This window comes from Bradyrhizobium iriomotense (genome assembly GCF_018129405.1).
GTDB classification, from domain to species: Bacteria; Pseudomonadota; Alphaproteobacteria; order Rhizobiales; family Xanthobacteraceae; genus Bradyrhizobium; species Bradyrhizobium iriomotense_B.
The window spans coordinates 175,668-182,518 of sequence record NZ_JAFCLP010000015.1 but is presented as its reverse complement, the minus strand read 5'-3'; the positions used below and the strand labels follow the sequence as shown (position 1 = coordinate 182,518).

4 protein-coding genes are annotated in these 6,851 nt (G+C 65.0%); all 4 read right to left on the bottom strand.

All coding sequences use genetic code 11. The features are described 5' to 3' along the window. Positions 1-19 precede the first annotated feature (19 nt). Entirely contained in the window at positions 20-1,183 is a 1,164-nt protein-coding gene (locus JQ592_RS27020) for an IS4 family transposase (protein WP_211405810.1), read from the bottom strand. A gap of 83 nt (positions 1,184-1,266) precedes the next feature. Then, positions 1,267-2,649: an ATP-binding protein gene (locus JQ592_RS27015; protein ID WP_211405809.1), complete on the bottom strand. Its 1,383-nt coding sequence runs from the start codon at positions 2,647-2,649 to the stop codon at positions 1,267-1,269. A gap of 1 nt (position 2,650) precedes the next feature. Then, positions 2,651-3,325 (bottom strand): response regulator transcription factor, encoded by a 675-nt coding sequence (locus JQ592_RS27010; RefSeq protein ID WP_211405808.1) that lies wholly within the window; start codon positions 3,323-3,325, stop codon positions 2,651-2,653. A 162-nt stretch (positions 3,326-3,487) separates the two neighbouring features. Then, positions 3,488-6,841: a DUF7379 domain-containing protein gene (locus JQ592_RS27005; protein WP_211405807.1), complete on the bottom strand. Its 3,354-nt coding sequence runs from the start codon at positions 6,839-6,841 to the stop codon at positions 3,488-3,490. Between the last annotated feature and the right edge of the window lie 10 nt (positions 6,842-6,851).

Below are 6,851 nucleotides of genomic sequence, written 5' to 3'. Positions count from 1 at the left end.
GCAGGGGTGTCCGGGGAAGTTATGCATAGCAGAACTCGATCTGGCCCGGAACACGGCTGGTTTTTGGTTTGGTCGGATTGTTGGGTGGTGGTTTGTCGATAACTGCGATTGAACGCCGGGTCAGCAGGAACTGGCGGACGAGCTCAGCGAAGCGTAGCGGAGATAGAGCGGTGCGGTTGACGTGCGCAGCGATCCGCAACAGCAGATAGGCGATCATAGCCGCGAAGAGCTGCAGGCGGATCGCATTGTCGTTGTTGCCGAGGAACTTGTGAACGACCAGATGCTGTTTGATCCAGCGGAACAGCAGCTCGATCTGCCATCGACCTTTGTAAAGAGCCGCAATCTCGACGGCCGTACGCTTCACATCGTTGGTGATGAGCGTAACGATGCCTCCGTTTTCGCGCTTGAGCTTGATACGCCTCAGGGGAATGGCAAGCTTCGAATCTCCCTTGCTGGTCAGCTTGACGTCATCATCTGCCAGGATTTCGAAGCCATCACCCTTGCGCTTGCGCAAAGAGCGATGCCGCGTTGCCCGAAGTCGCATGTTCCGTTTCGGCCGAGTAACAAAAACGGCTTCGCTGGCATGGATTTGCTGCCACCAGTTGAACCGGCAATAGGCTTTGTCGAACACGTAGGTTGTCCCCCCGCTGATCGGGACCCGGTCAAGGAACTTGATGTCGTTGACATTGGCGTCGGTGACCTCGACGAGGCGCGGTACGTCCGTCTTCGGATCGTAGATCACGTGCAACTTCATGCCGCGGATGCGGCCGTTCCACATCGCCCAGTCACAGATCTTTCCCAGAGGAATCGGACTGGCATCGATCAGGCGGATGATCTCCGCCCCCTCACGGCGCATCTGCCGATCGGCCATGCCTGCCAGACAGACGAAGGTCTGCGCAAACACGGCAGGAGGTCGGCGGGCATTGGCATCTGACAACGTCGAACGCTTCAGCATCCCTGTCCCCAGATGATAGTGATGCTGAGGATTGGCATTGAAGCCGGTCACCGTCTCCCGCAGCCCGGTAGCACCGCTCAGTTGCGCATAAACCAGCGCCACCAGATGATCCCAGCTCGAGAACGTCTTGTCGTAGGCATCACCCCCACAACGATCCACAAACGACTGGAATTGCCGCCGGTTGACCGGTTCAAGTAGCCTGCTGAAGATGCTATCCCTAAAACGCATGCCCGGCCCCTTTCTGAGTCTCGACAACCAGAAAGTACCTGCTTCCTGCTGGAATAGCCGGGCATGCGCTGCGACACAGTGAATCATTCCCCGGACAGCCCTGCCACAAGGGGAGAGGGTAAGGCGCCCTCCTCTGCCAGCCTGAACCGCAACGTGAATTCCGCCCCGCCGCCCGGAAGGTTCTCCACCGCCACCGTCGCGGCATGATCGTCGGCGACGCCGCGGACGATCGAGAGCCCGAGACCGGCGCCGTCGCTGCGCTGGCGGTCGGCGCGCCAGAAGCGCTGGAAGATCAAATCGCGCTCGGCTTCCGCGATGCCCGGGCCGCAATCGCGTACGCGCACGGAGCCGTCCTCAGCGACTTCGACGTCGACCGCGGTGTCCGCTGCGGTGAACTTGATGGCGTTTTCGGCGAGATTGAAGATCGCGCGCTGGAGCATCTCCGCATTACCGTGGATCAGCACCGGCGCATCGGTGCCCCTCAGCGCAATGTCCTTGTGTTGGGCGAGCGCGAATGGCGCGATCGAACCGACCACCTCGGTGCAGACGGCGCGCAGATCGGCGGTCTCGCCGGGGTCGAGCACCAGCGTGTCGAGCTCGGCGATCTCCAGAAGCTGGGCGACGATGCGGCTCATGCTCTCGATGTCGGCATGCAGCGCCTCTCTCGCCGCGCCGTCATGCAGCGTCTCGATCCGCGTGCGCAGGATCGCGAGCGGCGTGCGCAATTGATGCGCGGCATCTGCGGTGAACTGGCGCTGCACGCGGAAGCCGTCCTCGAGGCGGTCCAGCGCCTGGTTCACGGCGGTGACGAGCGGCATGATCTCGCGCGGGATCTGCTCCGTCGGCAGGCGGATGTCGGTGCGCGCCGGGCCGATATTGCTGGCTTCCTCCGAGGCCTTCCAGAGCGGCGCGATCGCGCGGCGGAAGATAATGATGTCGGTGGCGAGCAGGACCAGCAGGATGGGGATGGTGATCCATCCCACCCGCCGGAAGAAGTTCGAGATGATGTCGTCGATGATGACGTCGCGATGCGAAAGATCCTCGGCGACGCGGATGCGTACCGTCTTGCCCTCGATGACGCGCGTCACACCGGCGCCGGAAATCGTCTCCGACAGCGGCGGCGCCGGTGTCGCGGCACCCGCCTTGCGGCGGGATGAGAACAGCACACGGCCGTCCTCATCGCGGATGTCGTAGAGATACCGGCCATAGGCTTCCGAATAGAGACCTCGCAGGCTGTCCGGCAGAATGAACGTCAGCGTCCCGTCCGCCTGCGGGACGATGCGCTCGGCGAGCACCTCGGCCTGGGCGCGCATGGCGTCGCGATGGAGCTGGTCGACCTCCGAGTTGAGCAGCCAGAACAGCACCAGCGGCAGGAAGATCGCAACGACCGCGACCGCGACGATGTGCAGAAACACAATGCGCGAGATCAGCGATTTGAACGTCGGCCATGACCGCGAGGCCGGCACGCTATTTCTCCTCGGCCATCAGGTAGCCGACGCCACGGATGGTGTGGATCACGACCTTGGCGCCGTGCTCGGCGAGCTGCTTGCGCAGCCGCGAGACGTAGACCTCGACCGCATTGGAGGCGACCTCGCCTTCGAGGCCGAAGATGTGGTCCTCAACGTTCTTCTTCGGCACCACCCGTCCCTGCCGGCGCAGCAGGATCTCGAGCACCGAGGTCTCTCGCGCGGAGATGATCCGCGGCTGGTCGTCGACGAAGATCTGGCGGCTCTCGGTGTCGTAGACGAGGTTGGCGAGACTGAGCGAGCGTCCGAGCAGCTGGCCCGGCCGGCGCAGGATCGCCTCCAGCCGCGCCACCAGCTCCTCCATCGCGAACGGCTTTGCGAGATAGTCGTCGGCGCCGCTGCGCAGGCCGCTCACGCGATCCTGCAGGCCGCCGCGCGCCGTCAGCACCAGCACCGGCAGCGGTTCCATCTGCCGGCGCAGCTCGCGCAGCACCGACAGGCCGTCGCCGTCGGGAAGGCCGAGGTCGAGAACCATCGCGGCGTAGCTGACGCTGCTGACCGCCTCGCGCGCCTCGGCCGCGCTGCCGACGATGTCGCTCTCATAGCCGGCCGCCGACAGCCCGGCGGCCACGAGCCGCGACAGCTCGGCATTGTCCTCGACGATCAGAAGGCGCATCGCATTTCCCGCCGGATGTTCCGGTGTCACAGCACGGCTCGCGCCGCATCCGTGCTCTCTTCCCCCATTCGTCCGGTTTCGGCCAGCGAAAAAGCACCCGGCAGCCGCCTCCCGGCCCTGTCAGGTTCATGTAAGCAGAGGGCGACGGATAGATCCCGCTACCTAGGAGCCATCCGAGGCGCGCGCGAACGGATTGCCATACACGGAATAGGCCAGCCAGGTCAGTTCCTTCCGGTTCTTGGCGGCCTCGCGCGCGGAGCGGACGGCATCGACCAGCGTCTCCCCCTCCTTGAGCGAACGATAGAACGCCTCGGCAAAGCTGTAGGCCAGCTTGTCGTCGACCGACCAAAGCGCGCCGACCAGCGCGCCCGCGCCGCGTTCGGAGTACGGCCGCAGGAATGCGTCGACGAAACCGGCGACGCCTCCGCCGATGCCGCGCCCGGCACGCCCGGTCTGGCAGGCGTTGATGAAGACCATCGGGTTCGGCCCGCTCTCGGCGAAGCGGGCATACGCCTTGACCTGATCCGCCGAGAGCGAGTCCTGGGCAAAATTGCCGTCGACCTTGGTGCCCGTCATCAACAGGTCGGCCGTCATCACCGCCCGCTGTGCCGCCTCGCCATGACAGGCAAAGTGCAGGACGTCGCATTCCTTCGCAGCCTTCTGCAGGAAGCTGGTCACGGCGATGCTCTCGGCCGTCACCTCGCGGGGGCTGCCGAACAGCTTGGCCAGCATCTGACGTTCGGCATCGGCGCCTTCGAGCCGCAGGCCGGGATCGACATAGGCCGGGATCACGTAGTTGACGCGATCATTGCGCATGGCGAGTTGCGGACCAGGCCACGGCGTGCTGTGCAACCAACGCACCAGCCCCCATTCCGCCAGAAAACCCTTTCCGTCCGGCCCGGACTTCCGATCGTTGATGTAGAGCAGCTCCCAGGGAATGAAGGGCTCCTCCGAGATGACCTGGATCGCGCGGATCGCGTCGCGGTGGGTCCACAACGCCTCGCGGACCCGATCCGGCAACAACTCGTTTGCCATGACGATTCCGTTTGCCTGCAGGCGCGACAGGAACTGGTCATACAGGCGGTTCGTTGCGAGCCACGCGCTCTCGATGCCCTTGAAGATCTCCGCGACATAGACATCGCGCGAGAAGCCGCCCGGAAGCGTGCGCGATTCCGACACCGCGATGTTCGGATCGACGCAGGCAAGATCAAAACGCAGCGTCACCTTGCCGCTCTCCACGATCTCGTAGATCCGCAGCACCGCCGGCTCGTCCGGATGTGCCGCCATGGCCAATCCGGCCTGGCCCCGGCGCAAGGTCTTGCTGTCGGCGTCGACGAACACGGGCGCCAGGGTGAATGACGCGAGAATGCGCGGGCCCTGCCGTGCTTCGACCAGGATATCGGCCGCGCCTTCCGCGGTGCCCTCGACGACGAAGCGCAGCGACTCCGCGCGCTGATCCCGTGGCAGCTCGATCTCGGCGCTGGTGTCTCCGATGACCCGGCAATTCTTGCGCGCGATGACCTCGACGACGATGGCGCGTGCCGTATCGACGTTGACCGGCGCATCCAGGGCCGCCGAGGCCGGGCTCTCCGCAGCCTCGATCTTCTGTCGGGAGACCGTGACGAACAGCGGGACCGGCTTCTTCGGCGGCGGATGAGACTCGATCTCCGCCGCAAAATAGCAGGCCGCGGTCCGTGACCCCGGCGACGTCGATGCCGCGGGCGGCGTGTCACCTGCGGCAGGTGCCTCCTTGGCCGCGGGCGGCCTGGCCGAAGGAGCGGAGCGCGATCGCGTCCGTCGCAATGTGAGCGTGTCCGACATGGACGCGGATCCGGGGCTTTCCCATTCGCGCGCAGCCGAACCGGATTCGAGCGGGCTTTCGACGATGGACGCCACTCCCCGCCTCGATCGCCGCGGCGGCGGCTGCTGCAGGTCGATTTGCACCGGGACGCTGTCGGGACGAGACGCACCAAGGCCCAGCCACTCGCTCAATTTCGAAGGAACGATATCCGTCGCAAAATACGTGGTGTGGAACACGTCGTCCGTATCGCCGAAAGCAAACGTCGCGTCCTTCGCAAGGCGCGGGCCACGGGTCCCGAACGATGTCATCGACGCCGTATCCACCACCAGATCATTGTCGAGCTGGAACAGCCGATTTGTCACGCGATCGGCAATGAACTCGGCGAACTCCTTCGTCACGCCCTTGTCGGGTGCGATCTGCGGGACGAAATTCGACGTGATCGCATGATACGCTGCGAGCCTGTCGAGAGGACCGTCCGCGCCGTTCAGCTCCCTGACGAGATCGCTCGTTGGGCGCATCGCGGCAAGTCCGGGCACCCGGCCCTCGTCGATGGCGACTTCGGAAAACGCCTGGACGAAACGGCCGACGGTCTTGATCCCCTGCGACACGATGGGGCTCAGCGCAGCGCCACCTGCGAGGAATGAGACCGCGCGGACGCCGGCCATGATCCCGTTGGTGTAGAGGTCGATCATCGCCGCCCAGTTCTCGGGCTCGGCCAGATGCGTTCCGGCATTGGTGCAGCCGACAAAGATGGCCTTGCCGAGCCGGATGTCCGGCCGCTTGTCCGCGAGCAGATTTTCGACCACGCGATAGACAAGTCCGCCGCGACTGTGGATGACGGCGTCGATCGAGGAATTTTTGGGGATTCCGAGCGCCTGCAGCGCGGCAACAAGAGCGGCCGCATTCTCTCGAGGTGTTACGGTCAGGGTCTTGTGATCGAAGCCGAGGACGGCGTCGTAATGCGCGCTGGCCTTCGACAGAAACGTCTTGCCGCCGTCAGAGCCGGCAAGCTGCGCGAAGCCGCTCGCCGTCGACGAGAACGTGCCGTGCACCATGAGCAGGATCTTCAGCGGGCGATCCTGCGGCAGCGGAGGCCGCGCCGATCGCGCCGGTATCCATGCTGCCGGATCGAGGCCAGCCACCACCACGATGCCCTCTTCCTTGTCTCCCTCGATATAGTCGGTCGCCACATCGATCGCCGTTCTGGCGGCGAACTTCAGTACATAGGCGCGGACCGGATCGATCAGCTTGTCGGACACCCAGTCGAGAACGGGACCGCGCTTGCCGCTGGCGGGGGCGACGCCGCGCGCCGAGCCCCGCGTCGCGGCCGTCAGCGGAAACACCAGAACCTGTGCACCTCCACGCTGCCTCGACGGCTGGCCCGCCGCCAGCGGATAGGTCCAGGCATAGACGCCACCTGCGCCCTCGATCAGGACCAGCGCCCTTTCCGACGGGCCGACTTCGACCTCGATCTGCGTCGGCGTCGATGCGTCCCGTCGCAGCGCACGCGTTCCCGGGCGTGTCGGCACCATTTCGACTTCGGCCGCGATGGTGAAGTCGGACGCCAACGCTCCCCTGAGCTGATCGGCGCCACTGATCCCGCTGGCAGTCCCGCGGCGCAATCCGCGGCGGACAGCGCCGTCCTGAACGATCCTGATTTCGACATCGTCGGGACTACGGACCACGATCCCGTTCGCCACTTCGAGTTCAGCCATGACTTCGCCC

What these genes read in the sequence shown, in the direction of transcription:
- JQ592_RS27020 (WP_211405810.1), bottom strand. Translation starts at nt 1,183, where the DNA reads ATGCGTTTTAGGGATAGCATCTTCAGCAGGCTACTTGAACCGGTCAAC.
- JQ592_RS27010 (WP_211405808.1), bottom strand. Translation starts at nt 3,325, where the DNA reads ATGCGCCTTCTGATCGTCGAGGACAATGCCGAGCTGTCGCGGCTCGTG.
- JQ592_RS27005 (WP_211405807.1), bottom strand. Translation starts at nt 6,841, where the DNA reads ATGGCTGAACTCGAAGTGGCGAACGGGATCGTGGTCCGTAGTCCCGAC.